Source organism: Rhizobium sp. Leaf311 (genome assembly GCF_001423445.1).
GTDB lineage: Bacteria > Pseudomonadota > Alphaproteobacteria > Rhizobiales > Rhizobiaceae > Agrobacterium.
Map to the genome: position 1 here is coordinate 29,882 of NZ_LMNZ01000018.1, position 25,149 is coordinate 55,030.

23 protein-coding genes are annotated in these 25,149 nt (G+C 58.4%); 7 read left to right on the forward strand and 16 right to left on the reverse strand.

Annotated elements, in window-relative coordinates; translation table 11 throughout:
- The first annotated feature begins 119 nt into the window (after positions 1 to 119).
- The 3 genes from ASF69_RS15835 (at position 120) to ASF69_RS15845 (ending at position 4,498) form a co-directional block, all read left to right on the forward strand.
- Positions 120 to 2,744 carry a DNA translocase FtsK gene (locus ASF69_RS15835; RefSeq protein WP_156462090.1) on the forward strand — a complete coding sequence of 875 codons (2,625 nt, stop codon included), beginning with the start codon at positions 120 to 122 and terminating at the stop codon, positions 2,742 to 2,744.
- A 142-nt stretch (positions 2,745 to 2,886) separates the two neighbouring features.
- Positions 2,887 to 3,552, forward strand: a complete 666-nt coding sequence (locus ASF69_RS15840) for an outer membrane lipoprotein carrier protein LolA (RefSeq protein WP_244475501.1) — start codon at positions 2,887 to 2,889, stop codon at positions 3,550 to 3,552.
- 142 nt (positions 3,553 to 3,694) lie between these two features.
- Positions 3,695 to 4,498 (forward strand): exodeoxyribonuclease III, encoded by an 804-nt coding sequence (locus ASF69_RS15845; protein ID WP_062589136.1) that lies wholly within the window; start codon positions 3,695 to 3,697, stop codon positions 4,496 to 4,498.
- Positions 4,499 to 4,500: 2 nt separating this feature from the next.
- Here the strand turns inward: ASF69_RS15845 and ASF69_RS15850 are convergent, their stop codons facing one another.
- Complete coding sequence (locus tag ASF69_RS15850) at positions 4,501 to 4,956, reverse strand: cyclic nucleotide-binding domain-containing protein (RefSeq protein WP_062589137.1); 456 nt, start codon at positions 4,954 to 4,956, stop codon at positions 4,501 to 4,503.
- Positions 4,957 to 5,069: 113 nt separating this feature from the next.
- Entirely contained in the window at positions 5,070 to 5,753 is a 684-nt protein-coding gene (locus ASF69_RS15855) for a response regulator transcription factor (protein WP_062589139.1), read from the reverse strand.
- 191 nt (positions 5,754 to 5,944) lie between these two features.
- Between ASF69_RS15855 and ASF69_RS15860 the strand changes: the two genes are divergently transcribed.
- Positions 5,945 to 6,493, forward strand: a complete 549-nt coding sequence (locus tag ASF69_RS15860; RefSeq protein WP_200939100.1) for a L,D-transpeptidase family protein — start codon at positions 5,945 to 5,947, stop codon at positions 6,491 to 6,493.
- 58 nt (positions 6,494 to 6,551) lie between these two features.
- Here the strand turns inward: ASF69_RS15860 and leuC are convergent, their stop codons facing one another.
- From leuC to rplS, 7 genes are all read right to left on the reverse strand, one after another.
- A complete protein-coding gene (gene leuC, locus ASF69_RS15865) occupies positions 6,552 to 7,961 on the reverse strand; it encodes a 3-isopropylmalate dehydratase large subunit (RefSeq protein WP_062589313.1) in 1,410 nt (469 codons plus the stop codon).
- Between the two features lie 260 nt (positions 7,962 to 8,221).
- On the reverse strand, positions 8,222 to 9,343 hold the full coding sequence (locus ASF69_RS15870) for an ABC transporter permease (RefSeq protein ID WP_062589142.1): 1,122 nt from the start codon (positions 9,341 to 9,343) through the stop codon (positions 8,222 to 8,224).
- A gap of 1 nt (position 9,344) precedes the next feature.
- The gene (gene rbbA / locus ASF69_RS15875; RefSeq protein WP_062589144.1) at positions 9,345 to 12,062 is read right to left on the reverse strand and encodes a ribosome-associated ATPase/putative transporter RbbA; all 2,718 of its coding nucleotides are present in this window, start codon (positions 12,060 to 12,062) and stop codon (positions 9,345 to 9,347) included.
- Positions 12,059 to 13,087 carry an HlyD family efflux transporter periplasmic adaptor subunit gene (locus tag ASF69_RS15880; protein ID WP_244475502.1) on the reverse strand — a complete coding sequence of 343 codons (1,029 nt, stop codon included), beginning with the start codon at positions 13,085 to 13,087 and terminating at the stop codon, positions 12,059 to 12,061. Before ASF69_RS15880 ends, rbbA begins: the two co-directional genes overlap by 4 nt.
- Positions 13,088 to 13,208: 121 nt before the next feature.
- Positions 13,209 to 14,033 (reverse strand): amino acid ABC transporter permease, encoded by an 825-nt coding sequence (locus ASF69_RS15885; protein ID WP_062589150.1) that lies wholly within the window; start codon positions 14,031 to 14,033, stop codon positions 13,209 to 13,211.
- An 18-nt stretch (positions 14,034 to 14,051) separates the two neighbouring features.
- Complete coding sequence (locus ASF69_RS15890) at positions 14,052 to 14,804, reverse strand: transporter substrate-binding domain-containing protein (protein ID WP_162238092.1); 753 nt, start codon at positions 14,802 to 14,804, stop codon at positions 14,052 to 14,054.
- Positions 14,805 to 15,051: 247 nt separating this feature from the next.
- On the reverse strand, positions 15,052 to 15,597 hold the full coding sequence (gene rplS / locus ASF69_RS15895) for a 50S ribosomal protein L19 (RefSeq protein ID WP_062589152.1): 546 nt from the start codon (positions 15,595 to 15,597) through the stop codon (positions 15,052 to 15,054).
- Positions 15,598 to 15,869: 272 nt separating this feature from the next.
- Between rplS and ASF69_RS15900 the strand changes: the two genes are divergently transcribed.
- On the forward strand, positions 15,870 to 16,616 hold the full coding sequence (locus ASF69_RS15900) for a sulfite exporter TauE/SafE family protein (RefSeq protein WP_062589153.1): 747 nt from the start codon (positions 15,870 to 15,872) through the stop codon (positions 16,614 to 16,616).
- On the opposite strand, the gene trmD is transcribed toward ASF69_RS15900, so the two are convergent.
- From trmD to ffh, 5 genes are all read right to left on the reverse strand, one after another.
- Positions 16,598 to 17,299, reverse strand: a complete 702-nt coding sequence (trmD, locus tag ASF69_RS15905; RefSeq protein WP_062589155.1) for a tRNA (guanosine(37)-N1)-methyltransferase TrmD — start codon at positions 17,297 to 17,299, stop codon at positions 16,598 to 16,600. The genes ASF69_RS15900 and trmD overlap by 19 nt on opposite strands.
- A gap of 1 nt (position 17,300) precedes the next feature.
- On the reverse strand, positions 17,301 to 17,873 hold the full coding sequence (gene rimM, locus ASF69_RS15910; RefSeq protein ID WP_062589157.1) for a ribosome maturation factor RimM: 573 nt from the start codon (positions 17,871 to 17,873) through the stop codon (positions 17,301 to 17,303).
- Positions 17,874 to 17,992: 119 nt separating this feature from the next.
- Complete coding sequence (gene rpsP, locus ASF69_RS15915; protein WP_062589159.1) at positions 17,993 to 18,370, reverse strand: 30S ribosomal protein S16; 378 nt, start codon at positions 18,368 to 18,370, stop codon at positions 17,993 to 17,995.
- A 31-nt stretch (positions 18,371 to 18,401) separates the two neighbouring features.
- A complete protein-coding gene (locus ASF69_RS15920; protein ID WP_062589160.1) occupies positions 18,402 to 18,719 on the reverse strand; it encodes a chorismate mutase in 318 nt (105 codons plus the stop codon).
- Between the two features lie 8 nt (positions 18,720 to 18,727).
- On the reverse strand, positions 18,728 to 20,296 hold the full coding sequence (ffh, locus tag ASF69_RS15925) for a signal recognition particle protein (RefSeq protein WP_062589162.1): 1,569 nt from the start codon (positions 20,294 to 20,296) through the stop codon (positions 18,728 to 18,730).
- A 318-nt stretch (positions 20,297 to 20,614) separates the two neighbouring features.
- On the opposite strand from ffh, the gene ASF69_RS15930 reads away from it, so the two are divergent.
- On the forward strand, positions 20,615 to 21,691 hold the full coding sequence (locus ASF69_RS15930; RefSeq protein WP_062589163.1) for an MBL fold metallo-hydrolase: 1,077 nt from the start codon (positions 20,615 to 20,617) through the stop codon (positions 21,689 to 21,691).
- Here the strand turns inward: ASF69_RS15930 and cobD are convergent.
- Positions 21,688 to 22,740 carry a threonine-phosphate decarboxylase CobD gene (gene cobD / locus ASF69_RS15935; RefSeq protein ID WP_062589166.1) on the reverse strand — a complete coding sequence of 351 codons (1,053 nt, stop codon included), beginning with the start codon at positions 22,738 to 22,740 and terminating at the stop codon, positions 21,688 to 21,690. The genes ASF69_RS15930 and cobD overlap by 4 nt on opposite strands.
- Here cobD and cbiB point away from each other — a divergent pair.
- Positions 22,739 to 23,704: an adenosylcobinamide-phosphate synthase CbiB gene (gene cbiB, locus ASF69_RS15940; protein ID WP_062589167.1), complete on the forward strand. Its 966-nt coding sequence runs from the start codon at positions 22,739 to 22,741 to the stop codon at positions 23,702 to 23,704. The two genes, cobD and cbiB, sit on opposite strands and share 2 nt — an antisense overlap.
- Here cbiB and ASF69_RS15945 read toward each other — a convergent pair.
- A complete protein-coding gene (locus ASF69_RS15945) occupies positions 23,691 to 25,148 on the reverse strand; it encodes a cobyric acid synthase (protein WP_062589169.1) in 1,458 nt (485 codons plus the stop codon). The genes cbiB and ASF69_RS15945 overlap by 14 nt on opposite strands.
- Position 25,149 lies beyond the last annotated feature (1 nt).

The following is a 25,149-nucleotide window of genomic DNA, read 5'->3' on the forward strand; positions in this document are numbered from 1 at the left end:
TCTGAATTTGCATGGTTAATGGCATATTAACCACCGCACCGGTACCTTAGCCTGTCATCCCCGTCCGCGTGACCTATGGCGCGGATCTCGGAAGCAACGAAAGAATGACAGGTTCAGATATGGACAGAGTGAATTCAGCGACGTTCCACGGTCGTGATAACCGCTTCGTGCTGACGGCATTTGTAATGCGCCAGGTCATGGCCCTGTGTGGTTTCGGCATCCTTGCCGCTCTGGCGCTCGGTATGACGGCCTTGGCTACATGGAATGTCGCAGACCCGAGCCTGTCCTATGCGACCGGTAACGAGCCCACCAATCTGCTGGGTCACGGAGGAGCCATCTTCGCCGACCTGATGATGCAGTTTCTCGGCCTTTCAGCTCTGATTGCCATGCTTCCAATCCTCGCATGGGCCTTCGCGCTCATTTCGGGCCGCAGGTTTAACCGTATTCCTGCCCGCCTCGTCGCATGGATCAGCGGTGCGGTCATTGCCTCGGCATCCCTTGGCTGCTTTCCGGCTCCGCTGACGTGGCCTCTGCCGAACGGCATTGGCGGCGTTGTCGGCGACATGATCCTGCGCTTTCCTGCCCTTTTCATCGGCGCCTATCCTACGGGCACTTTCGCAACCGTCCTGGGCATCGCATTTGCAGCCCCGGCTGCCTGGCTCATGCTGTTTGCGGCAGGTCTTCTCGGCCACCCGGATGAAGAGGATGAATTCGCCTTGGCGCAAGCCTCGGTGCCCGCAAGGGTCAAAAAGGGTCAGACACCTGCCGATGAGGATGAAGACGATTCCGAAGGCTTCCTCAGCAACTTCCTGGCGATTGGCGCAGTAACCCACTATTGGTACATTACCCAGGCGCGGTTCCGTCGGCTGTTTGGCATGAAACCGAAATCCATGCGAAATGAGTTCGAGCAGCCCTATGATTTCAATGATTACGAATTTGGCACGCTAAACGAACCATCGCGCCTCAAGACAGCCATCAACAGGCTGGATCGGGCCGAGCCCTCCTTTGAAGAGCGCGCGGAAGCCCGTGCACGCGGCGAAATGTCTCCGCCGCCGATCTCCATGGGCCACGATGATGATGAGGATGACGAGAGCGATTTGTCCAGCGTCCAGTCTGGCGAAGCGAAGTTCTCCGCCCGACCGCCCGCAGGACAGACGCGGATCACCGCCCCCTCTGCCCGGCCCAAACCGAGCGAGCGGGTTGCGCGCGATGCCCAGGCTTCCTTCATTGCCTCCGACGGCTTCCAGCTTCCGTCTGTACATCTTCTCGCAGAGCCGAAAAGCGTCGTACGTGATGCCACCCTGAACGCTGACGTTCTGGAACAGAATGCCCGCAGACTTGAGGGTGTTCTGGAAGATTTCGGCGTCAAGGGAGAGATCATCCATGTGCGCCCCGGTCCGGTCGTCACCATGTACGAGCTGGAACCCGCGCCAGGCATCAAGTCTTCGCGCGTCATCGGTCTGGCCGATGATATCGCCCGCTCGATGAGCGCGATTGCCGCACGTGTCGCCGTGGTCCCTGGCCGCAACGCCATCGGCATCGAGTTGCCCAACAAAATTCGCGAAACCGTCTATTTGCGGGAATTGATCGCATCGCGTGATTTCGAGAACAACAAGGCCAAGCTTCCTATGTCGCTCGGCAAGACGATCGGCGGCGAAGCTGTCATTGCAGACCTTGCCAAGATGCCGCATCTGCTGGTGGCCGGCACCACCGGCTCGGGTAAATCGGTCGCCATCAACACCATGATCCTGTCGCTGCTCTACCGCATGACGCCGGAGCAGTGCCGCCTCATCATGATCGATCCAAAAATGCTGGAATTGTCCGTCTATGACGGCATCCCGCATCTGCTGTCTCCCGTCGTCACCGATCCTAAGAAGGCCGTTGTTGCGCTAAAATGGACAGTGCGCGAGATGGAAGAGCGCTACAAGAAAATGTCGAAGATCGGCGTGCGCAACATCGATGGCTTCAACACCCGCGTTCAGCAGGCGCTGGACAAGGGCGAAGTACTGACGCGTACGGTGCAGACCGGTTTCGACCGCCAGACCGGCGAAGCCATGTATGAGACGGAAGAATTCGACCTGAAGCCCCTGCCCTACATCGTTGTTATCATCGATGAAATGGCCGACCTGATGATGGTGGCGGGCAAGGACATCGAAGGCGCCGTCCAGCGGTTGGCGCAGATGGCGCGTGCTGCGGGCATCCACGTCATCATGGCCACGCAGCGTCCGTCCGTCGACGTGATCACCGGAACGATCAAGGCCAACTTCCCGACCCGCATTTCCTTCCAGGTCACCTCCAAGATCGACAGCCGCACGATCCTCGGCGAACAGGGTGCCGAACAGCTTCTCGGCATGGGCGACATGCTCTACATGGCGGGTGGCGGGCGCATCCAGCGTGTGCACGGTCCATTCGTGGCCGACAACGAGGTTGAAGACATCGTTGCCTACCTGAAGACTCAAGGGTCACCGGAATATCTCGAATCCATCACCGAAGAGGATGAGGACGAAGATGGCGGCGGCCCCGCCGGGACAGGCAACATGGCCGAATCTGACGATCCCTACGATCAGGCCGTCGCAGTGGTATTGCGCGATGGAAAGGCTTCGACCTCCTACGTCCAACGCCGCCTCGGCATTGGCTATAACCGTGCGGCATCGCTTATCGAACGCATGGAGCAGGAAGGCATAATCGGCCCCGCAAATCATGCGGGCAAGCGTGAGATCCTGGTTCCTACCGAACAGGACTGACGAATGGCATCGGTTGCGGGGTACCACCCGCTACCCGTCTGATGTCGGCAACCAAGCCAAGCTTTCGGCGTTATAGCAAACCCCTGATGTCATGAAGCCGCCGCGTTTTTTGGGCATTGAGAAAACGATGAAGGAGAAAAGAATGAAAAAGACTATTCCGGTCGTTTCCGCACGGTCCTCTGGCCTTGAAGGCCACATGACGCGACGTGGCGCACTGACCTTGTTTTCGGCAACGGCCGCATTTGCAGCAATGCAGCCCTTTTCTGCCTTGGCACAGGGCGATGCCACGGCACAAAAAATTGCAAATCATTTCTCTTCTGTGAAAACCATGATGGGCGAGTTCGTTCAGTTCGGCCCACGCGGTGAACAGACCGGTGGCAAATTCTATATCGCCCGCCCTGGAAAACTGCGTTTCAACTACGAAGATCCCTCGCCGATGCGGGTGATTTCCGACGGAAAAAACGTCGTCATCGGCAATAACAAGCTGAAGACCTGGGATCTTTATCCTTTGTCGAAGACACCTCTGAGCCTGCTTCTTGCCGACAAGATCGACCTCAACAACCAGAAGGTTCGCGACGTCAAGGAAGAATCCGATCTGACGACCATCGTGCTGGGCGACAAGAGCATATTTGGCGATTCGACCATCACCTTGATGTTTGACCCCAAGACCTTCGATCTGCGCCAATGGACCACGACCGATGCCCAGAACAAGGACACGACGGTGATGATCTTTAACGTTCAGACCGGTATGGCCTTGGACGACAAAGTGTTTGCGATCAACTACGAAGAGGTTCGCGGCAGGGGCTGATCGACGTATCGTCCGCTGTGAGGCCGAACGTAGTCGACCAACGCTGCTCTTTCGGCGTGAACGTCGGGAGAAAGGGATTCCCGTTTCCCTACCGATGATATAAGCCTGCGCCATCTTTCCCCGTGAAGAATGGAACGCAGGCATGACCTTTTCGATAACGACCTGGAACATCAACTCGGTCAGGCTCCGTATGCCGATTGTCGAGCAGTTTCTTGTGCGTTACCAGCCGGATGTCATCTGCCTTCAGGAAACCAAATGCCCGAACGGTGAATTCCCCCTCAAGCCGCTGAAAGCTTTGGGTTATGAGCACGTCATCATCCATGGTCAGAAGGGATATCATGGCGTTGCGATCGCTTCCAAACTTCCGATCGTTGAAGATCACCGACAGGACTATTGCGGCATTGGCGACGCGCGGCACATATCCGGCATCGTTCAGGTCGGCGCACGCCGCATACGCCTTCATAATTTCTACGTTCCAGCAGGTGGCGATGAGCCGGACCGCTCGATAAATCCGAAGTTCGGTCACAAGCTGGATTTCATTGAAGAGATGAGGGCTCTCAAGGCCGACACGGTACCAGGCACCTCATCCATTCTCGTCGGCGACCTCAACATCGCACCACTCGAAAACGATGTCTGGTCTCACAAGCAACTCTTGAAGATCGTCAGCCATACGCCGGTCGAGACCGATGGATTGCTGAAAATTATGGAAGAAGGCAACTGGCTGGACCTCATGCGCCTGAAGGTTCCCGAAAGCGAGAAAATCTACACGTGGTGGAGTTACCGCGCCAAGGATTGGGAAGCTGCCGATCGCGGTCGACGCCTTGACCATATCTGGTCGTCACACGATCTTGGACCGGCGCTTGACCGCGTCGATATTCTAAAGGAAGCGCGTGGCTGGAACCGCCCCTCCGACCACGTGCCGGTCACCGCTCACTTCAAGTTCTAGGTTCAGGAAAAACGTCCCTGCAGTGCTGTCGCGCCTGCCGCAAGCGCAGCGATGTTGTCACGAAGGCGAGCCATAACGACATTGGCGACGTCGGGGAATTCTTCAATCATGCGATGGAAAAGGATCCGTGTTATGCGGATCACCTCTGAATCCTCTACCGCAACCGCCGTGTATTTGCGCTCGCAGAGCGTAAACAAGGCAAGTTCCGACAGCATCGTGCCGGCGGAGGTCGTTGCCTGAAGCTCGGGCTGCCCGCCGCGTCCGGAGCTGTAGAGAGAGAAGCCGCCACGGGCGATGACGAAAGCGCATTCCGCGGGAGAGTGCTCACGAAATAAAGCCTGACCCTCGTTTATCCTTCTTCGCTCTGCGCCGAATGCGATCAGCCGCAGCTGATCGTCGGAGAGTCCCTGAAACAATGGCACTTTCGCCAGAAGCTGAATGTCGTCGTTAAGTGCCATCGCGTTTCACGTCCTGAAGTCCCGCAGTCTCAACGGTTTCGAACAAAAATGCCGTCAAGACAAGTGCCGCACCGAGATATTGCTCGGCCGGCACCTGTGCAAGTTACTGAACTTTAGGGAACGATCTTGTAGCCGCCATTCTCCGTTACCAGCAACTCGGCGTTGGAGGGGTCGCGTTCGATCTTCTGCCGGAGGCGATAAACATGGGTTTCCAGCGTATGGGTCGTAACGCCTGAATTATAGCCCCACACTTCTTCCAGCAGCACATCGCGCGTGACCACGGCGTTTCCGGCACGATAGAGGTAACGGATGATCGCCGCTTCCTTTTCAGTCAGCCGGATCTTCTTCCCGTCCTCGGTCGTCAGCAATTTCTGACTGGGCTTGAACTGATAGGGTCCGACCGTAAAGACGGCGTCCTCGCTTTGCTCATACTGGCGCAACTGCGCGCGAATGCGGGCAAGCAGCACGGCAAAACGAAACGGCTTCGTGACATAATCATTGGCGCCAGCTTCGAGGCCCAGAATGGTGTCGGAGTCGGTATCATGCCCGGTCAGCATGATGATAGGCGACTTGAATCCATTCTTGCGCATCAGCTTGACCGCTTCACGGCCATCCATATCGGGAAGACCGACATCCATGATCAAAAGATCGACCTGCGTGGATTTGGCAGTCTGGATAGCGGCATTGGCATTGGCACCGGTCAGAAGAGAGAATTCCTCATAGGGCGACAACTGCTCAGCGAGCGTTTCGCGCAGGTCGTCATCATCATCCACCAGCAGAAGTGTACGGGCCGTCATATGGTCTCAGCCTTTCCTTATATCGTCAAATATGCCTCACTCAGGGCATTGATGCACGCATTATAGACATAACTATGCTTTCGTGAGCTAATTCAGCGGTTTGGCGCCGCTGCGTCAACCCTCCGCCACCTTATAACGCCGAGCTATGGAGTCACGTTGGCACACCTGCAAAGCAAAATCTCGTGAGAATGATGGTTACTCGCCCAACAAAACCACAAAAATCAAAATCGGCACTCTTGGTTCGCCCCGCCCCGCGCAAGCAAAGCAGGGCTTTGCTTCAACTTGGCCACATCACCATTCCGGTTTCCATCGGCCGCAACGGACGAACAGCCAACAAACGCGAGGGAGACGGAAAAACTCCGATTGCGACCTTGCCGATACTGAGCGGCTTCTATCGCGGCGATAAGGGATCGATGGCCAAAACATCGCTGACGATGCATCGTATTCAGAAGACCATGTTGTGGTGCGATGCGCCTTCAAGCCCGAGTTACAATCGGCTAGTCAAAGCCCCGTTCAAAAGCAGCCACGAGGAGATGCTGAGACAGGATGGACTTTACGACGTTTGCCTCGTTCTGGACTGGAACGTCACCTCGCGGCGTCGCAATGCCGGTTCGGCCATCTTCATGCATATGATCCGGCCGGGCTATGAGCCGACGGCTGGCTGCATAGCACTTCATCCCCGCGACATGCGCCGCGTGCTGCCCTATCTCTGCAAGGGCAGGAAAATCAGAGTGCTCTAGGCACTCGATATGGAATGGCCGGGACTTGTCTGATGGTCCCGGCCATGAGCTTTTTCGCCTACTGCCACTCGCGAATATCGACGAAGTGACCGGCCACAGCGGCAGCCGCAGCCATGGCCGGAGACACGAGATGGGTCCGGCTTTTATACCCCTGGCGGCCTTCGAAGTTCCGGTTCGAGGTCGAAGCGCAACGCTCGCCCGGAGCCAGACGGTCATCGTTCATGGCAAGACACATCGAGCAGCCCGGCTCACGCCATTCGAAACCGGCCTCAAGGAAAATCTTGTCCAGACCTTCCTTCTCAGCCTGCTCCTTCACGAGGCCTGAACCCGGAACGATCATGGCTGACACGGTCGGGGCCACCTTGCGGCCTTCCACGACCTTGGCGGCTGCGCGCAAATCCTCGATACGACCGTTGGTGCAGGAACCAATGAAGACGCGGTCAATGGCAATGTCCGTCATCCTGGTGCCGGGCTTGAGGCCCATATATTCCAGCGCGCGATGCTTGGAGTTGCGCTTGTTCTCGTCGGCAATTTCATTCGGGTCAGGCACGGTGCCCTGCACCGACACCACGTCTTCAGGTGACGATCCCCACGATACGATCGGCGGCAGGTTGGCGGCGTCCAGCACCACGACCTTGTCGTAATGCGCGCCTTCGTCTGACTTCAATGTCTTCCAATAGGCGATCGCCTGCTCCAGCACTTCACCCTTGGGCGCGCGCGGCTTGTCCTTGATGTAGTCGAAGGTGGTTTCGTCAGGCGCGATCAGGCCAGCGCGCGCGCCGCCTTCGATGGTCATGTTGCAGACCGTCATGCGACCTTCCATGGAAAGAGAACGGATTGCTTCACCGGCAAACTCGATGACGTGGCCGGTGCCGCCCGCGGTGCCGATTTCACCGATGATGGCCAGGATGATATCCTTGGCGGTAACGCCGTCCGGAATTTTGCCATCCACACGCACCAGCATGTTCTTGGCCTTCTTCTGGATGAGCGTCTGCGTTGCAAGAACATGTTCCACCTCGGACGTGCCGATACCATGCGCGAGGGCACCGAAGGCCCCGTGCGTCGATGTATGGCTATCGCCGCAGACGATTGTCATGCCGGGAAGCGTAAAGCCCTGTTCAGGACCGACGATGTGAACGATGCCCTGGCGCTTGTCGCGCTCGGAATAATATTCGACACCGAACTCTGCAGCATTCTGGGCCAGAGCTTCGACCTGAATGCGGCTTTCCTCGTTCTTGATGCCTTCAAGACGGTCGGACGTGGTCGGTATGTTATGGTCCACCACCGCCAGCGTGCGCTTGGGCGAATGAACCGGGCGACCGGCCATGCGCAGGCCTTCAAAGGCCTGTGGGCTCGTCACCTCATGCACGAGGTGACGGTCGATGTAGAGAAGACAGGTTCCATCAGGGTCGCGGTTGACGACGTGATCGTCCCAGATTTTATCATACAGGGTGCGAGGTGCGCTCATGGCTATATCCATCGAATTTCTGAAAAAGGATTTGGGTTCGCGAAAAGGCTGATAGCGCGTGGCTATCAGGCGAACGTAAGTCGCGTATTAAGCGCCCCGGAAATATCCGCGAAAAAGCGTGCCGGCAGACGCTTGTGGTCCTGCAGCACGAAAATGTTTTGCGCCAGACATCCGAATTTCGATCCCATGACACCGCTTTTAGCAGTTTCCGCGGGCGTCGGCAATTCAAACATTGCCAGACGCCGACCGGAGAATGTCCATCAAGCCGCAGACATCAGTGTGCGGCGGAAGCGGAACAGCGCGATGGTAAAGAACGCTACACCGATCAGTACCAATGCTGCCATAAGATGCCACACGAGCGGGAACCCGGCGCCACGATACAGGATGGCCTGCGACAATGCGACGAATTGCGTCGAGGGTGATAGCTGCATGACATAGCGCAGCCAGTCCGGCATACTTTCCATTGGCGTGGTGCTGCCTGACAGCAGGTTCATGGCAATCAGCACCGGAATGGCGATGAGGCCGAACTGCGCCATGGAGGTCGAGGCCGTGGCGATGAGGATGCCAAGCGACGTTACCGAGAACTGGTAGAGGACGGCCGCCAGGATGAAGAGGCCGAGCGACCCCGCCACTGGCACCTTCAACACTTGGCCCACCACGACCACCAGCGATAAGATTGCCGCAACCACGATAACAGTGCCATTCGACCAGATTTTCGCGAACATGATCTCTCCAGGGCTGACAGGCATGACCAGAAGATGCTCGATGGTTCCCCGTTCACGTTCACGAATGAGCGCAGCACCGGTCAAAATCACCGACAGCATGGTGACGTTATTGATGACCTGCATGACGGCGGAAAACCACATCGACAGCAGGTTGGGATTGAAACGGGCGCTGACCACCAGATTGATGGGCGAGGAGGTCTCCGTCTGTGGCAAGGCGGCAGCCACCTCCTGCTGGACAATGCTCTGGATATAGGCGGCACCATTGCCCGCCTGGGACATGGCTGTCGCATCGATATCGATCTGAACCGTGGGCTTGAGACCCTTGATCGTGTCCTGCTCGAAGCCGGGTGGGATTTCCAGAACGAAGACATACTTGCCTTTGTCCATCGCGGCATCGACATCCGTGGCGTCGATCAGTGCCGGCTCCTTGAAGAAAGGCGCGATCAGGCCATCGCGAAGCCGCTCCGACAATCTGGAGCGATCCTCATCCACCACAGCGACAGAGGCGTTCCTGACCTCCATATTGGCACCAGTCGCCACGGTGTAAATGGCAATGGTGAAGGTATAGACGATCAGCACCAGCATGACGGAATCGGCCCGGAGACTATAAAGCTCCTTGATGCCGAGGCGCAGAATTCGGGAAAGACTTTGTCTCATGTCATGCACTCCGCTTGCGCAAGGCCACAAGCGCCATAGCGATGAAGCCGATGCCAAAGCCCGAAAGCATCAAGAGATTGGTCCAGAGTTCGGCAAATCCAAGCCCTTTGGTGATGATGCCGACGCTGATGGGCTGATACCATGCCGAGGGAAAGACGAGCCCCATCAGGCGTCCACCACCCGACAGGGATGACACGGGGACCAGCAGGCCGGAGAAGTTGACGGCGGGGATCATCGCAATGATGGAGGTCGCGAAGATCGCCGCCACCTGACTGCGCACGAAGCTGGAGACGACCAGACCGAACCCGGTTGCGGCAAACACATAGACCAGCGAAGACAGGACGAGCATGATAAGCGATCCCTTGATATGCACCTCGAAGATGAAACGGGTGATCAACAGCAGAATAATGAAGCTGGCAAAGGAAATGGCGACATAGGGCAGTTGCTTGCCGAGCAGAAATTCCAGCCGCGTCACGGGAGTTGCCTGAAAATTGGCGATAGAGCCGGTTTCCTTCTCCTTCACGATGCCCAGCGCCGACATGATTGCCGGAATGAGAATGAGCACCAGAACAATCACGCTCGGCACAATGGCATTGGCGCTTTCAAAACTCTGGTTGTAGCGATAGCGGCTGCTGATCTGAACCACGGCTGAGGACGTGTATTTGCCGGTGTGCCGGGCTTGCAAGTCAGCGAGATAGCTGTTGACCAGCCCGGTGATATAGCCACGCGCTGTTTCGGCACGAAACGGCATGGCTGCATCAAGCCAGACCGAAACCTCCGGCGTCGTGTTCCTTTCGAGATCCCGGCCGAAATCCGGCGGTATCTCGACCGCCACGCTCAGGCTTCCGTCCTGCAGTCGCTCCTGCAATTCCCGGGAGGAGGTAATCGGCGCACGTTCCGTGAAATATCGGGAGCCCTGGAGACTTTCAATCAATTGCCGGCTTTCTGCGGACTGGTCCTGATCGTAAACGGCAAATGGCAGATGTTCCACGTCGAAGGAAACACCATATCCGAAGGTCAGAAGGAGGATGGCAGGTCCCAGGAGGGCAAAGACCAGACGGGCGCGATCCCGCAGAACCTCCAGCATTTCTCGCCGCGCGTAAGCCCAGAGCCTTCCGGGTGCAAAGCTGCGCAACGGTGCAGGCTGCTGCTCGTGCTCGATTGTCTCTGTTGTATCCTTGATACTGTCGGCCCCCATGCCCGCTTCGGTAAGAACATCGATGAAGGTTTCTTCAAGGCTGTCCTTTTGCCGCTGCCTGCACAACGCCTCGGGTTGGCCAACGGCCAGAACCCGTCCCTGATGCATCAGCGAGATCCGGTCGCATCGAGCAGCTTCATTCATGAAGTGGGTGGAGAGAAAGATCGTGACGCCATCGGTCCGCGACAGCGTCATCAGGGAACGCCAGAACGAGTCGCGTGCAACAGGATCGACACCTGAGGTCGGCTCATCCAGAATGAGCACTTCCGGCTGGTGAATGACCGCCGCCGCCAATTGCAGTCTTTGGCGAATACCAAGAGGCAGGTCGTCGGGGCGTTTTTCCGCCACCTCGACGAGGTCGTACTCGTCCAGCATCTTGTCGACCCGAGGCCCAACATCCTGCGGGGGCAAATCGTATAGCTGCGCGTGGAGCGTTAGATTTTGCCGGACCGTCAATTCGCCATAGAGCGAAAATGCTTGCGACATATAGCCAATGCGTTTTCGCGTTTCCATGTCGCTTGCCAGAAGCGGCTGGCCGAATAACTTGGCCACACCTTCGCTGGCAGGCAAAAGGCCCGTCAGCATTTTCATGGTCGTGCTCTTGCCGCTGCCATTCGATCCGAGGAAGCCGAAAATTTCGCCTTTTGGAATGCGAAAGCTGACATTGTCGACAGCCTTGAAATCACCGAAGCGGCGCGTGAGCCCTTCCGCTTCAATGGCAGGCGGCCCATCGGCAAATACGCGCGCAGGCAGGGCGACCAGCGGCTCCGATTTTTGCGCAACGGGCATCAATTCGGCGAAGGCTTCATCCAGGGTGGATTTGCCAGCCAGCTTCTTTATATCACCGGGGCTTCCCGTACCCAAAATCCGCCCTGCGTGAAGCGCAGCGAGCCAGTCAAAGCCCTCTGCCTCCTCCATGTAGGCGGTAGCGACGATCACGCTCATGCGCGGCCGCCGGGCGCGGATACGCTCGATCAACTGCCAGAACTGACGGCGCGACAAAGGATCGATGCCGGTGGTCGGCTCATCCAGAATGAGCAGATCGGGATCATGCAGCAGGGAGGCGCAAATGCCGAGCTTCTGCTTCATCCCGCCGGAAAGCTTGCCCGCCGGGCGGTCGCGGTAGGGTGCAAGCCCGGTGACGAGCAGCAGCTCGTCCATGCGTGTGCGGCGCTGCTCCTGGTCCTGCCCGAAAAGCCTGCCGAAAAAATCGAGATTTTCGGCCACGCTCAAGGTCGGATAGAGATTGCGGCCCAACCCTTGCGGCATATAGGCCAGACGGGCGCAAACCGTGCGGCGATGGCTGGAATCGGCCATATCGCCGTCGAGCACCTCAACCTTGCCCTGCTGGATACGCGTCACGCCCGCTATGATGCCAAGAAGTGTGGACTTCCCGACGCCATCAGGGCCAATCAGACCCACCATGCAGCCTGCCGGAATTTCCAGATCGATCCCATCGAGGGCCGTCACCTCACCATAGCGGTGGGTGACGGATTGGATGCGTGCGACAAAGTCTGTCATTGCGGCAACTTTGCCTGCAATTCGCCAGGCCAGACTGTTGCCGGATTGGTGCGGACATAACCAATGCCGCGAATACCGGTCTTGATCCGGCTTTCATAGTCCTTCAACAGCTCGGGCGCGATCTTGAGCTTGACGCGGAACATCAGCTTTTCGCGCTCGTCGGCGGTCTCCACGGTCTTGGGCGTGAACTGCGCCTCTGAGGCAACGAAGGAGACGGTGGCCGGGATGACATATTGCGGGATGGGATCGAGAATGATGCGAGCATCGTCGCCAATGGCCAGCTGCCCCGCAGCCTTTGCCGGAACGAAAATGGTCATGGTCACATCGGTCAGGTCGAGCATCGTGGCAATCGGTGCGCCTGCGGATACCACTTCGCCCTTCTGCACCAGCTTGTATTCGATGCGCCCCCGAGTGGGGGCCTTGAGAACGGAATCGTCGATCTGGGACTGGATGCGCGCCACTTCGGCCTGCGCCGCCTCGGATGCCGCCGCCGCATCGGCGCGGCTGGCAATGGCCGATTTCAGCGCGGCTTCGGCAACCCGCAACTGGCTTTCGCGGGTATCGCGCTGCTGAAGCGTGCCGCTGCCTTTCTCACTCAGGGCCTTTGCGCGCTCATATTCCTGCCTGGCAAGCACAAGTTCGCTTTGCCGCTGGGCAATGGTCGCATCGGCTTCCACCTCATTGGTCATGCTCTGGCGCACCTTGGCCTTGTCGCCGGCAAGTTCCGCATTCAGATCGGCCGTGTCCATGCGCGCCAGCACCGTGCCCGCATCGACGCTCTTGCCTTCTTCGACGAAGATTTCCGCTACTCGGCCGGCAAGCTTGGCGGAAACGAGGATCTGCTGTGCCTCGATCCGTCCGTTCGATGTGGCAATATCGGGCGAGATTTTCTGACCGGACAATCGGCTCCACAGGGCTTCGAAGCGGCTTTTCAGCGCCTTGTCGTTCTCAGCTGCCGCGCTCGGCTGGGCAAGAGCCACTGCAAGCATGGCCGTGACCAGAAGGTGTTTGTGCGTCTTGATCAAAGCAAATCTCCGATTGGGTTAAATCGTTGCGAGAATGGACGATGCGCAAACATGTCGCGGTTTCGCTGAGCTTGCTTTGACATGTGTCAAAGTGACGATGGTGTCGTGATGACACTTTTATTCAGTGGCTGGAATGGTCCCGGGCACGCATCCGCTTTTCGATGCGCCTTAACAGCAGGGACAGGCCAATGGTCAGAAAGAGATAGATATAGGCAACGATGGAATAGGTCTCGAAGAAGCGGAAGCTGCCGGAGGCGTAAATCTTGCCCGCCTGACTGATGTCGGCAACGCCGAGAACCGAGACGAGCGAGCTATCCTTGACGATGGCGACAAAATCATTGGAAAGCGGCGGAAAGATCACCTTGATCGCCTGCGGCAACACGATGAGGCGAAAGCGCTGAAAGCGATTGAGGCCGAGCGATTTGGCAGCCTCGGTCTGCCCCTTGTCGACCGACTGGATGCCTGCACGGAAAACTTCTGCAACGAAGGCTGAATATCCGATGCTCAGCGCAATGATCGCCCGCCACATCAAGGAGACATCCCGCACCAGCAGCGGCTCTGCCAAGCCTGCCTGCACCAGCGGGGCGATGATCGCATTATAGAGCGTCACAAAGCCGGGGGCGCCCACGAATGCGATGTAGAACAGCAGGATCAGAACCGGAATACCGCGAATGACCTCGATATAGAATCGGGACACCTGCCGCAGGACGATGCTGTCAGCCATGCCCGCCAGCGCAATCAGCAGGCCCAGCAGGGAGGCCAGTGCAAAGCTGACGATGGTAACGAAGATGGTGATACCAATGCCGTTGGCGACGGTTTCGAACACCTGCCGATAGACGTTGTTGACGGCAATGAGAATGGCCAGCGCCAACGCAATAAGGCCAAGCGCCACCAGCCACCAGGGATAATCATCCGTCTTGCTGCCCGGCGATGTCTGCAGTCCCATAATATCAGGTCCTGACGCTTACTGGCCCATCTTGTAGGTGACGAACCATTTCTGGTTCAGCGCGTCCATCGTGCCATCGGCCTTCATGGCGGCAATGGCTGCATTGATTGGCGGGATCAGGTCCGAGCCTTTGGGAAAAACGAAGCCGAAATCTTCAGCACCCATCGGCTCACCAATGATTTTCAGCCCGCCATTGGAGGCTTCCACATAGGCTTTTCCGGCAAAGCTGTCGCTCAGCACCAGATCGACGTCACCGGTCTTGAGGGCCTGCATGGTTGCCCCAAAGGTTTCCATCAGCTTGATGCGCGGGTTCTGCTCATTGCCATCGAGCACTTCATAGACGGAGGTGTAAAACGGGCTGGTGCCCGGCTGCGCGCCGATGAGGCCCTTTTCAAATGCTTTGAAGCTCTTGGCATCGGTAAAGCGGGTTTCATCGCCGCGCACCAGCATCACCTGTTGCGAGCGCATATAGGGATCGGAAAAGTCCACCTTTTCCTTGCGCTCTTCCTTGATGGTAATTCCGGTCATGCCGAAGTCATACTGCCGGTCCGACACCGCCTGCAGCATCGCATCCCAGGAGGCGTTCTGATACTCGACCTTGAAGTTCAGCCGCTTGGCCATTTCGTTGACGGCATCATATTCCCAGCCGATTGCCGTGCCCGAGGAAGGGTCAACAAATTGCAGTGGCGGATAGGCATTCTCGGTGACCACGACCACCTTGCGCCCCTTGAGATCAGGCAGATCGGCGGCTGAGGTCAGCGCAGGCGACAGGGTCGCGGCGGCAAGGGCGAGGGCGAGGGCAGCGAAAAATGAACGTCGGAACAATATGGCTTCTCCTGCTGGCAATAGTCGAAAATGCCATGGTTTGGCAGAGGCGGGCAAGGTATCGCCTACCAAAAGACAGGGGATTTTGGGTTATGGCTATCCGCAACCTTCGTCGTGCTCATGTCCGCCAACAGGCGGTCAAAGAAAAAGGCGGCCCGAAGACCGCCTTTTCAAATAATCCCAAAGGGAAAGCTTATTCAGCTGCGCCTTCAGCAGCCTTTGCTGCTGCAGCTTCTTCGGCTGCCTTGGCTTCAGCGGCTTCTGCTGCTGCCTTTTCGGCGGCCAGAGCCTGTGCTGCTGCAACCTTTTCAGCTTCGATGCGTGCCTTTTCTTCGGCAGCGGCCTGACGCTCAGCGTCGTTGAGCTTGCGAGCGCGAACGCCGGTGTCTTCAACGATACGAGCAGACTTACCGCGACGGTCGCGCAGGTAGTAGAGCTTCGCGCGGCGAACCTTACCGCGGCGAACGATTTCAACGCCTTCAACCAGCGGCGAGTAAACCGGGAATACGCGCTCTACGCCTTCGCCGTAGGAAATCTTGCGAACGGTGAAGCTCTCGTTGATGCCACCGCCGGAACGGGCGATTACAACGCCTTCGTAAGCCTGTACGCGGGTACGGTTACCTTCTGTAACGCGCACGTTGACGCGAACGGTATCACCCGGGGAAAATTCAGGAAGCGTACGCTTTGCTTCGATCTTGGCAGCCTGTTCGGCTTCCAGCTGTGCGATAATGTTGGTCATGTTAACCTCTGATTTCTTCTGAAACAGCCAGAGCGCTCAACTGTCATCCCTTGAAACCAAGTCTCGGGACCATGCCTTGCGGCAGGAGCGGGTTCGCCATTCTTTGCTTGCGGTTAAAGGGGTAAACCCCAGTTCCACGCGGGCCATTACAGCAAGATGACGCATTTGTCATCCCTCTTGTGACATTATTTTGTCGGTCGTCGCCGGATTGTCGCCACTGCTGTCAACGGCTATGCACTGTCCAGGCGCCGCAAGACGCGCCGGGAGGGGCCATGTCATTCTTCATTATTTCGCTGCTCTTTGCGAGCGGTTTTCTGTCCGGTGCGGTCAATGCCATCGCGGGCGGCGGCACATTTCTCACCTTCGGGGCCATGACGGTGGCGGGTATCGCGCCGATTTCGGCCAATGCCACCTCTTCCATCGTGCAGTTTCCCGGCTATGTCACATCCGTCATCGCCTACTGGCCGGAAATTCGCACCCATTGGAAAGGGGCGGTGTTCCTCGCCCTGCTCTCCATCGCCGGATCGACGGCTGGCGCATTCCTGCTGTTGTCGCTGGACAATCCCGCCTTCCGCCAGCTCGTTCCATGGCTGCTGCTTGCCGCAACGCTGCTTTTCGCCGCCGGTCCGTGGCTGCGCCCGCGCACAAGCGCCGAGCGTTCCCCCGGCAATGCCGCAAGCCTCATCGGCCAATTCCTCACCTCCATCTATGGTGGCTTCTTCGGGGCTGGCATGGGCATCATGATGCTCGCCGTGCTGGGGCTGACGGCTGGCGGCACCTATCACCATCTCAACGCGCTGAAAAACCTGCTGGCGGTCGTTATCGCCGCCGTTGCCATCGTCGTCTTCGTCGGGGGCGGTGTCGTGACGTGGCCTGCGGCTCTGATCATGATCCCGGCATCGGCCATTGGCGGCTATAGCGGCGTCTATATCGCCCGCCGCGTACCGCAATGGATCGTCCGCGCGCTCGTCATTTCCGTGGGGCTGCTGCTGTCGGCCTATTATTTCGTCTCGGGCTGAGCCGCTTTCGGCAGAAGGTCGGGGCGGCGCTCCCTGGTCAAAGCCAGCGCCTGCTCGTGCCGCCAGGCATCGATGGCCTTGTGGTTGCCTGAGGTGAGGACGGCGGGAATGTCGCGCTCTTCCCACACCTGTGGGCGTGTGTAATGCGGATGCTCCAGCAATCCGCCCTCGAAGCTTTCATGCACGCCCGAGAGGTCGTTGCCCATGACGCCCGGCAGAATACGCACGACGGCATCCAGAAGCGTCAGCGCTGCCGGTTCTCCGCCGGAAAGGATATAGTCACCTATGCAAACCTCTTCGAGACCGCGTGCATCGATCACCCGCTGGTCCACGCCCTCGAAACGACCGCAAATAATGACCACGCCGTCGCCCTCGGCCAGTTGGCGCACGCGTTTCTGCGTCAAAGGTTTGCCACGCGGGCTCATCAACAGGCGAGGACGGGTATCGTCGGTCGAAACTGAATCGATGGCGGCTGCGAGAACATCGGGCTTCAGCACCATGCCAGCGCCGCCACCGGCTGGCGTATCGTCGACGCTGCGGTGCTTGTCGAGCGCGAAATCTCTGATCTGTACCGGCTCGATTACCCATTGACCGCGCTCAAGCGCCTTGCCCGCCAGCGAATATCCGAGATGACCCGGAAACATATCCGGGTACAGCGTCAACACCGTCGCCTTGAATGCCATCTTACTGCTTCTTGCCGAAAATCGGGTGATCCGGATCGTCCTTGCCGTCTTCGGGATTATCGATCAGACCGGCAGCGAACGGATCGATCAGGATTTTTCCACCTTCGAGATCGATTTCAAGCACCGCTGCTTCGGAAAAGGGAATGAGCGCCGGGCGACGCCCTGCACCCTTCAATTCGAGAAGATCGCCAGCACCGAAATCGTGCACGGCAGTCACAGAACCATAGCTCTTGCCTTCCGCATCAACCGCTTCCAGCCCTTCGAGATCGGTATAATAGAATTCGTCTTCGTCGAGATCGTCATCCGGCAGATTGTCGCGGTCGATGAAAAGCTCAATCCCGTTCAGGCTTTCTGCGGCATTGCGATCATTGATGCCACGAAAGCGGACGATGACGACGTTCTTGCCTTCACGAACCTCAAGGATTTCAAAAACACGGCCGTCAGCGGCGACGAGGTTTCCGTAATCGCCGAGGGCCGTTGGATCCTCGGTATAGGAGCTCACCCGCACCTCGCCACGCAGACCCTGCGCCGCGCCAATCTTGGCCATGAGAATGGGATTTTCGAGCTTTGCCATAGGTGGTCCGTCTTCTGGTTGTCGTGTCGGGAATTTTTACGACAAATTACTGCCGAAAGAAACATAAACGGGTGGCGCGGAAATCCACGCCACCCGTTTTGTCAGAATGCGAACCGGAATTATTCGGCAGCAGAAGCTTCAGCAGCAGCGGCAGCAGCGTCGTCAGCCTTCTGCTTCTTCTCGGCGATACGCTCGAGAGCCTTCTTGCCTGGCTTTGCCTTTTCAGGGTTGCTGCGTGCGTCGCGCGTTGCGATGCCAGCTTCTGCGAGGAAGCGCAGAACGCGGTCTGTTGGCTGTGCGCCCTTTGCAATCCATTCCTTGACGAGGTCGCCATTGATCTGGATGCGGTCAGCATTGTCCTTGGCAAGCATCGGGTTCCAGGAACCCAGCTTCTCGAGGAAACGGCCGTCGCGTGGCGAACGGGCGTCAGCAACGACGATCTGATAGTACGGGCGCTTCTTGGAACCACCGCGTGCGAGACGAATTTTCAGTGCCATGTCATATACTCCTTAGGATGACTTCCCGTCGTCAGACGGACTTTTCTGTGCCGTTGTGTTCAGCGGCGATTGCTTCATGATGCCGGATGACTTCCTTGATGATGAAGTTCAAGAACTTCTCGGCAAAATCCGGGTCCAGATTGGCGTCCTTTGCCAGGCGGCGCAGGCGTTCGATCTGAAATTCTTCGCGCGCCGGGTCCGCCGGCGGCAATTCGTGGGTGGCCTTGAGGATGCCAACAGCCTTGGTGCGCTGAAACCGTTCCGCCAGCATGTGCACCAGCGCCGCATCGATATTGTCGATGGACTGGCGATATTGCCACAGCTGCGCCCTTACGTCTTCACTGGTCATCGCCACCCTCACTTCTTCTTGCCGAAACCAGGCAGGCCGGGTAGGCCCGGCAGCTTTGGTCCACCCAGACCGGGAAGACCAGGCATACCGCCCATGCCGCCCAGACCCGGTGGCATGCCACCCGGTTTACCGAGACCTGCGGCCTCAGCCTGTTTTTGAAGCGCTTCCAGCTGCTTAGGATCCATATTGGCCAGATCGGGCATGCCGCCCATTCCGCCGCCCAGACCCATCTTGCCCGCAAGGCCGCCCATCATCTGTTTCATGATGCCGCCCTTGCCCTTACCGCCCATGGCTTTCATCATGTCGGCCATGCCGCGATGCATCTTGAGCAGCTTGTTAATTTCGGCAGCATCCGTGCCGGAACCGGCAGCAATGCGCTTCTTGCGGCTGTGCTTCAGAATGTCAGGATTGGCGCGCTCGGCCTTGGTCATGGACGAGATGATGGCGATCTGGCGATCGAACATCTTGTCATTGAGGCCCGACGCCGCCATCTTGTCCTTCATGCCAGCCATGCCGGGCATCAGACCCATGATGCCGCCCATGCCGCCCATTTTCTTCATCTGCGCCAGCTGATCGGCGAGATCGTTGAGATCGAACTTGCCGGACTGCATCTTCTTGGCCATCGCTGCGGCTTTTTCCGCATCGATGTTTTCAGCAGCCTTTTCAACCAGCGAAACAATGTCGCCCATGCCGAGAATACGGTCGGCAATACGGCGGGGGTGGAACTCGTCCAGCTCGCCCATGCGCTCGCCGGTACCGATCAGCTTGATCGGCTTGCCGGTGACGGCGCGCATCGAAAGGGCAGCACCGCCACGGCCATCGCCGTCCATACGGGTCAGCACGAGGCCGGTGATGCCGACGCGCTCATCGAAGTTACGCGCCAGATTGACAGCGTCCTGACCGGTCAGGCTGTCCGCGACCAGCAGGATTTCATGCGGCCTGGCGTTTTTCTTGATGTCGGCCATTTCCATCATCAACGGCTCGTCGATGTGGGTACGACCGGCGGTGTCGAGAATCACGACATCATGACCGCCGAGCTTGGCCGCCTGCACGGCGCGCGAAGCAATATCGGTCGGCGATTGCCCGGCGATGATCGGCAGCGTGTCGACACCGGTCTGGACGCCGAGCTGGCGCAGCTGTTCCTGCGCTGCCGGACGACGCGTGTCGAGAGATGCCATCAGCACCTTCTTCTTGTCGCGATCTGTCAGGCGCTTGGCGATTTTGCCTGTTGTGGTCGTCTTACCAGAGCCCTGCAGACCCACCATCATGATGACGACGGGGGCTGCTGCATGGAGATCGATCGCCACGCCTTCGGAGCCCAGCATTTCGACCAGCTCGTCATGGACGATCTTGACGACCATCTGGCCGGGCTTGATGGATTTGAGAACCGAGGCGCCGACGGCCTTTTCACGAACCTTGTCGGTGAAGGAGCGCACCACTTCGAGCGCCACGTCCGCTTCCAGAAGCGCACGGCGAACCTCGCGCAGGGCAGCCGTCACATCGGCTTCCGAAAGCGCGCCACGGCCGGTCAGTCCATTCAGAATGGAGCCAAGGCGGTCCTGGAGGTTTTCAAACATTGCGTCATCCTTCTTCGTTCCGGGGTTTCCGAAACGTCGGTGCTTTTGCTGTCAAAAACAAGACGCATAGCCAAAAAGCACCCGAGGGCGCATCGCGCTGTCGGATGTTTGCCTCCGGGATCTTCTATACCTTGCGGGTCCCGGTCGGCGGCTCGGAGTCATGAAACTGCCAGCTGATCGGCGCGGGTTAACAGCAAAATGCCGCAAGAGTCAAGCCGAAGTCGCGATTCTGGCGACAGGCACCCTTCCAGACCGAATGGGGGGTGCAGTCTCACCAGCGCCTTGATGAGAGCTTTGCTACAGCTTATAGCTTGTTGAATGAAAAGACGCACGCTCTTCAAACTTTCCTTTCTCAGCGCCCTGCTTGCTGGCGGCGGCCTCTATGCGCGGCAATCCCAAGCAAGCGCTTATTACAGTGGCCCCCTGTCGGATCATTTCGATGGCGTGCGATTTTTCAATCCGGGCGGCGAAGCGCCAAACGGCTTTCTCGACCTGATGAAATGGCGTTTCGATGGAAACAAGGCCACATGGCCGGACGCCTATCCAAGCCCCTTCCCTTTCGCCGTGCCTGAGAAGCGCGTGAACGGCAAGGACCTGCGGGTCACTCTCGTTGGTCACGCCTCGTTTCTTATACAGACAGCGGGTTTGAACATTCTGGTCGATCCGGTCTGGTCGGAACGGACCAGCCCCTTCAGCTTTGCCGGTCCCAAGCGCGTCAACCCGCCGGGGATTCAGTTCAAGGATCTGCCGCCCATCGATCTCGTGCTCGTCACGCACAATCACTACGACCATCTTGACCTGGAAACGCTCCACCAGCTGCACATTGCCCACAAGCCACATTTCATCACGCCGCTGGGCAATGACGTGGTGATCCGCACGCGCGTCGAGGCAGCGAGGATTTCGACCGGCGATTGGGGCGATGAACTGAGCCTATCACCGGATATCAAGATACACTTCGAGCCGTGCCATCATTGGTCAGCCAGAGGCCTCAATGACCGCCGCATGGCGCTCTGGGCAGCCTTCGTCATCGAGACACCGGGCGGCAAGATTTATCATATCGGAGACACCGGCTTTCATAGCGGCCTCAATTACCATGCGGCCCGCAAGAAGCACGGGGGCTTCCGCCTCGCCAATCTTCCATTCGGGGCTTACGAGCCGCGCTGGTTCATGAAAGGCCAGCATCAGAACCCATCTGAAGCCGTGGAAGGCATGAAGATCTGCGGCGCCGCCTATGCCTGTGGCCACCATTGGGGTACGGTTCAGCTGACCGACGAAGCGATCGATGCGCCTGTTGTCGCCCTGAAAGCTGCCTTGAGCGAACACGGCGTAGCACCAGACCGCTTCCGCCCCATGCGACCGGGCGAAGTCTTCGACGTACCGCTGGAACAGGCTTAAGCCCGAATTTCCTCACCGGCCTCAAAGCTGTAGAGCGCAGTCCCCAGTCGCAGCCATTCATCTTCGGTTCCGGGCAGACCAAATCGAATATCGCCCGGTCTTTCGTCAAAGATGCGGGTCAGTATCCCGTGTTGTGCGAGATGGCGGAAGAGATTCGGCGCGCGCTCGTTACGGACAAGAGTAAACAGGGGCGTTCCGCCGACCACGGCCAGACCGGCACGGCGCAAAGCATCGTTCAGCCGCTCGGCGTCTTGTCTCAACCGGCCTCTCATGACATTTTTCCACTCATCATCGGCAAGGGCTTGCGTTGCAATGTGCAGAGCGGGACCCGAAACGGCCCAGGGGCCAAGTCTTGCTTCCAGTTCCGCGGCAAGATTTGGATGCGCCACCGCAAAACCGAGCCTTATACCGGCCATGCCATAAAATTTTCCGAAAGACCTGAGGACAACGAGCCCCTCTGAAGCCACATCGCTACCGAGACTTTCACCGCAACCCGTCTCGATAAAGGCTTCATCAACGACGAGAAGGCCACCCTTTTCGCGCATTATGCCTGCCAGTGACAGAAGCTTCGATCTCTCCGTCACATGACCATCGGGATTGTTCGGATTGATGACGACGGCATAGTCGCAGGCTTGAAGATCCTCGACGGCTAAGACTTCCGTGACGGGCAATCCCGCCATACGCGCGGTGCGGGCATGTTCCGCGTAGGCGGGAGACAAAACGGCACCTCGCCTTGCGCCACGCTCCAGGGCCAGTTGCGCGAGAAGCGGCATCAGCATCTGCGTGCCGGGAGCCGCTACCACATGGGCGGGAGAAGGTGCCGCAAAGGCCCTTGCCGCGACCTCTTTCAAAGCATCGAGAGCACAGGGTTCCGGCAGGCGGGCAAAGACGCTGGCAGGAATGGGCGAATGCGGATAGGAATGAGGGCTGATCCCGGTGGAAAGATCGATCCATGGCTCTGGCGCATCAGGAAAAAGCTGGCGCGCACGTCCCAGATCGCCACCGTGCCGGATCGCCGATTGCGCTCTGTCTGGTACCGTCTCGCTCATGTTTTTCGCTCTCGCTTTTCTGTCCCTGCTGATCGAACGCCTAGTCGGCTACCCGGATTGGCTGTTTCAACGCATCGGTCATCCAGTCACCTGGATCGGTTCGCTTATCGCCCTCCTCGACAAAAAATGGAACCGGCAGGACGATTCATTTTTGCGTCGCAAGGCGATGGGTCTGGCGGCACTGGCCATATTTCTTGGCCTCACGCTTTTGATCGCCCTTGGCCTGCAATCCCTTCTCCTTGCTCTTCCCTTCGGTCTGATCCTTGTCGCACTGCTTGGTGCATCTTTGCCGGCACAGAAGAGCCTGGAGCAGCATGTCGAGGCAGTCGCGACCGCGCTTGAGCGGGAGGGCGTGACGGGAGGGCGAAAAGCGGTTTCGATGATTGTTGGCCGCGACCCGGAAAAACTGGATGAAGCGGCAGTCTGCCGCGCCGCAATCGAGAGTCTGGCGGAAAACTTTTCCGACGGTATCGTGGCGCCGTCTCTCTGGCTTGGCTTATTGGGCCTTCCAGGCGGCGCAGGCTACAAGGCAATCAACACCGCCGACAGCATGATTGGCCATCGATCACCACGCCACGAGGCGTTTGGCTGGGCGTCGGCACGGCTGGATGACCTCGTAAACCTGCCAGCCTCCCGCCTGACCGGACTGCTCTTCGTGCTGGCGGCCTGCTTTATCAAGGAAGCATCCCCCCGCAGAGCCTTGCGCGCGATTTTCCGCGACGCTCACCATCACCGGTCCCCCAATGCCGGCTGGCCCGAAGCGGCAATGGCAGGCGCGCTGGGTTTTGCGCTCGCGGGGCCACGCTCCTATGGCGGGCAGATGATCGAGGCCCGTTTCATGGGAGAAGGCGGGCGGCGTGATTTGAATGCGGCAGATATCCGAAGAGCAATACGGCTGGCACGGATCGCTGATGCCATGCTCATCGCCTTTTTCGGCCTGCTTGCGCTTGCTATCGCGCCATAGACAGAAGCATGTCCAGATCCAGATGACGCTCCATGTGGTCGGCCAAGCGATCAAGCACGGCATCGACCTGTTCCTCGTAGTTCAGAAGAGAGGATGATGCGCCCAAGCGTTCCAGCCATGCGCTGCGCTGGCCATCATCGGCAAAAAGACCGTGGACATATGTCCCGAAAACACGCCCATCCGCCGAGAACGCCCCATCCTCATGGTTTTCAATAGTCGCGAACGGGCGACTACGGTCTGGACCGGTGGTCACTCCGACATGCATTTCATATCCGACAAAGGACTTGCCGTCGAAGCTCTGGCCCGCGACGGAAACCAGCCTCTTGTCACCCGTCAGAACGGTGTCGACATCAAGCAGGCCCAGTCCCTCAACGGTCGATGGCATGCCTTCTACCCCCTCTGGGTCAGAGATGGTTTTGCCAAGCATCTGATAGCCACCGCAAAGGCCAAGCACATAACCACCCCGGCGCACATGCGCCTTGATATCCACATCAAGGCCCGCCGCTTCCAACGCATTCAGATCGGCAATCGTGGATTTGGATCCGCAGAGCAAAACCATGGCGCAATCCGGCGGAATGACGTCTCCCCGTCGCACCCTGACAAGCTCGACATCCGGCTCGGCATCGAGCGGATCGAGATCATCGAAGTTGGAAATATGGGGCAGAACCGGTACCGCAATCCTGATTTTTGCACCGATTTTACGATGGCCTGGCCCGACCAATCCCAGAGCGTCTTCAGCTGGCAGGCGGCTCGCATCATCGAAGTGCGGCAAAAGACCAACCGCTTTCCAGCCGGTCATGTCCGCGATCATGCGCATCCCTTCGTCAAACAGGCTCGCGTCTCCGCGAAAGCGGTTGACGATGAAGCCCTTGATCATGGCTGCGTCATCGGCGGCAAGAACCGTGCGTGTGCCGACAAGACTTGCGATGACCCCTCCGCGATCAATATCGCCGATGAGAATGACCGGTGCGTTCGCAGCCCGGGCAAAGCCCATATTGGCGATATCATTGGCCCGCAGATTGATCTCCGAGGCACTGCCCGCCCCTTCGACCAGAACGAGGTCTGCCTTGCTTTTGAGGTGATTAAAACTATACAGCACATGCCCCATGAGAGAAGCCTTCATGTGCTGGTAGTCGGCTGCCTTTGCGCTGCCGATGACCTTTCCCTGCACCACGATCTGCGCACCGGTCTCGCTTTGCGGTTTCAAAAGAACCGGGTTCATATGGACCGACAGCGCCACACCGGCCGCACGCGCCTGCAAGGCCTGCGCCCGACCGATCTCTCCACCATCCTCGGTCACTGCGGCATTGTTCGACATGTTCTGGGGCTTGAACGGCATGACGGAAAGACCCCGGCGCGTGAAGGCGCGCGCCAATCCTGCGACCATCAACGACTTTCCGACATCCGAGCCGGTCCCCTGAAACATCAAGACACGCGCTGCCATG